2 protein-coding genes and 2 pseudogenes are annotated in these 2,828 nt (G+C 43.5%); 2 read left to right on the top strand and 2 right to left on the bottom strand.

What is annotated here, in order from left to right:
- Positions 1 to 207 (bottom strand): annotated as a pseudogene (locus IV64_RS14020) (IS30 family transposase); the annotation flags it as partial.
- A 285-nt stretch (positions 208 to 492) separates the two neighbouring features.
- On the opposite strand from IV64_RS14020, the gene IV64_RS02465 reads away from it, so the two are divergent.
- Together IV64_RS02465 and IV64_RS02460 are read left to right on the top strand one after the other, a co-directional pair.
- Positions 493 to 1,095 carry a WxL domain-containing protein gene (locus IV64_RS02465; protein WP_057705587.1) on the top strand — a complete coding sequence of 201 codons (603 nt, stop codon included), beginning with the start codon at positions 493 to 495 and terminating at the stop codon, positions 1,093 to 1,095.
- Between the two features lie 84 nt (positions 1,096 to 1,179).
- Complete coding sequence (locus IV64_RS02460) at positions 1,180 to 2,238, top strand: WxLIP family cell surface protein (protein WP_082230355.1); 1,059 nt, start codon at positions 1,180 to 1,182, stop codon at positions 2,236 to 2,238.
- A 458-nt stretch (positions 2,239 to 2,696) separates the two neighbouring features.
- On the opposite strand, the pseudogene IV64_RS14540 reads toward IV64_RS02460, so the two are convergent.
- Positions 2,697 to 2,828 (bottom strand): annotated as a pseudogene (locus IV64_RS14540) (type II toxin-antitoxin system YafQ family toxin); the annotation flags it as partial.

Genomic DNA, 2,828 nt, shown 5'->3' with positions numbered 1-2,828 from the left:
CGAACGACGACCGCAATTCCGCCTTTTGCGATCTGCATCTTGCTGAGCTAATTCTGAATCATAAGGTTTAACCCGGTCCAACTCATAGCTAATCGTAGCTTTGGCGACGCCTTAGGCGTCAGTCATTACTTGGTAAGATTTATTCCCCTCATTGACCAGTTGTGCTAGTGCGCCACGTTGAAAACGTGATAAAGTAGATGTACCCAAAGTAATCACTCCCTATATTGGTTGGAATTAGCTACTACCATTGTAAGTGATTGCTTTGGGCTTTTTAATTTCTGTTCGGATTAATTATAGAATTTGCCTTATCAATTAGCTAAAAGTATTTGGCTAACTTGATTATAAAACGCGCGGTTGAAATTTAATGCCATTTATTGTAAAGTTTTCAATATAGAGCCATCTTCTCTCATGTGGCTTCGTTTAGCAATTTAACTGTACCAGAGCTGAGGCTCTTTGTGAATAAATCAGGTACTTGAAAGGAAGCAGTTTGTAATGAAAAAAATGGTTTTGGGATTAATGGTTGTTACTGGACTTTTAGGGACAAGTACGGTGGTTGCAAACGCCGCGGATACGGATTCGACAGGTGATGTGTCCTTCTCAAGTGGGACACTATCATTGTCAGTGGATAATACGAACCTTTCATTTGGGAAAGATACGATTTCGGCAGCTGATGCGACTTTGAATGCTTCGACCACGCCAACGGTAAAAGTTAGTGATTTGCGGGGGACGAATGCCGGCTGGGCATTGACCGTGGCACAAGGCCAACAATTCAATACGAAGACGGATGCGAGTGGCTCAGCGTTGACGAACGCTGCCTTGACGGTTGTTAGCACCAAAGTTTCAAGTGATTCAACGGTTAAGACGGGGAACGCCACTTTGACTCCTGGAACGACGACTCCTGGAACGACGACGAGCGGTACGACCACTAATGGCGCTGCAGGCACGGTTGCTTCAGCTTTAGCTGGTGACGGTAACGGAATCTCGACGTTTAAGTTCGGCAGTTCTAGCCTGACTGTTCCGGGTGCAACGCCTAAGCTCGCTCAAGGCTACACGACAACGTTGACTTGGAACTTGGGCGCTACGCCATCTAACTAAAGTGAGCGTGAAGCCTACTAGTGGTATGGTGATGTTGGTCGAACCAATATCCTGACTTAATTTGAGAGAAAAGGCGTGATGAGTGTGGGGAAACGATTGCGAGCATTATTAGCAACGGCATTAGTCGGTGTGATGAGTCTGTTCATGGGTGGCATGGCCCAATCAGCGAAGGCTGATTCGGCCGTGGGATTTGAGATCAGTCCGGTACGTTCGAGTAGTCAAGTCGATTCGAACGTCTCGTACTTTGATTTGAAGTTAAAACCAAAACAGACCCAGACCATTGCGGTGAAGGTGCACAACACCTCGAATGCGCCAATTACGATCAATGTTGGGATTTCCAAGGCGACGACCAACATCAATGGTGTGGTAGCTTATCAGCGGGCGACTGAAAATAAAAGTGCGGATTTGCCGTATGATTTAGCCAAACTGGTGACGACTGACCAGTCCGAAGTTAAGCTGGATAAGGGACAAGTTAAGACCGTCAAGTTTCAAATCAAGATGCCGGCCAAATCGTATGACGGTATCTTGGCTGGTGGGCTGACTTTCTTGAAAAAGGCAACGGCCGCTGAAACAAAAAAGGCGGTCGCGGTCAATAATCAGTATGCCTATACTGAAGCCGTTGTTCTGCATGGTGATCGCGATTTGACGACGAACCACCTCACGATGAACAAGATCACGGTCGAGCAACTCAACGGCCGCAACGTCATCAACTTTCCGTTAGTGAACCACACGGCGGCCTACTTGAATAAGGTCCAAACGAAGATCAAGATTTACCATCGTGGCGGCCAAAAAGTAGTCTACCATCAAAATTTGACTAACGGTCAGATGGCACCCAGTTCAATCTACAAATTACCGGTGCGAACCGGACAAAATGCTCTGAAGGCTGGCAAGTACACCGCAGTCGTCAAGGTCAAATCCAAGAAGCAGCACTGGCAATTTAAGCAGAACTTCGTGATTACGCAGGGCGAGGCCACTAATCTGAATCATACGGCGGTCTTGAAGCAGGGCCCTAACTGGTGGCTGTATATCGGCATTGGCCTCTTGATTTTACTCTTGATCATCTTGCTGATCTGGTACATTCGCCGCAAGCAGAAGAAGATTAAAGAATTAGAAAAACAATTGAATGACAAACGTCAATCATAACCGACTAAATAAGTAGCCACATCTTGACCAGCATGGTCTTGAGTGGGTACTTATTTTTTTGTTGTAATCACAATAATCATTAGGCGGTTTATTAGTAAAAGCGGTATACTTATCATTAATATGAAATATATAAATAAATGATTAAAGTGAAAAAGCGAGTAAGGATTTGGGGTGATGGAAAATGCAAAAACGACGGTTACAACGTGCACGTTTGACTGAAAAAAGAACTTATAAAATGTACAAAAAAGGGCGTTTCTGGTCTGCCTATAACAGAGAATAATAGTGGCACAGTCTAAAATACATGATGTGTTTGAGAAAAACTTTCAAATAAGCTTTGTCCCTATATTAGGGACTATAATATACAAATAACCCCTCAAAAACATTGAAAGAATAACCCCTAATATCTATAATGTAGATATTAGGGGTTATTTATTTTCATATTATAGAAATAACTTCTTCTATTTGTCATTTTTTCGATACCTTTTAGCACGATTTTGACCAGGAAATAAACGCTCATGCGATCCGACTCGAATTCCAATTAAGACTAGTTCATCTTTATCAATCGTATAAACCACCAGGACATCGTTAGT

The sequence above is a fragment of the Lactiplantibacillus xiangfangensis genome, from assembly GCF_001438845.1.
Lineage (GTDB): Bacteria > Bacillota > Bacilli > Lactobacillales > Lactobacillaceae > Lactiplantibacillus > Lactiplantibacillus xiangfangensis.
This window is presented reverse-complemented; position numbering and strand designations above follow the sequence as displayed.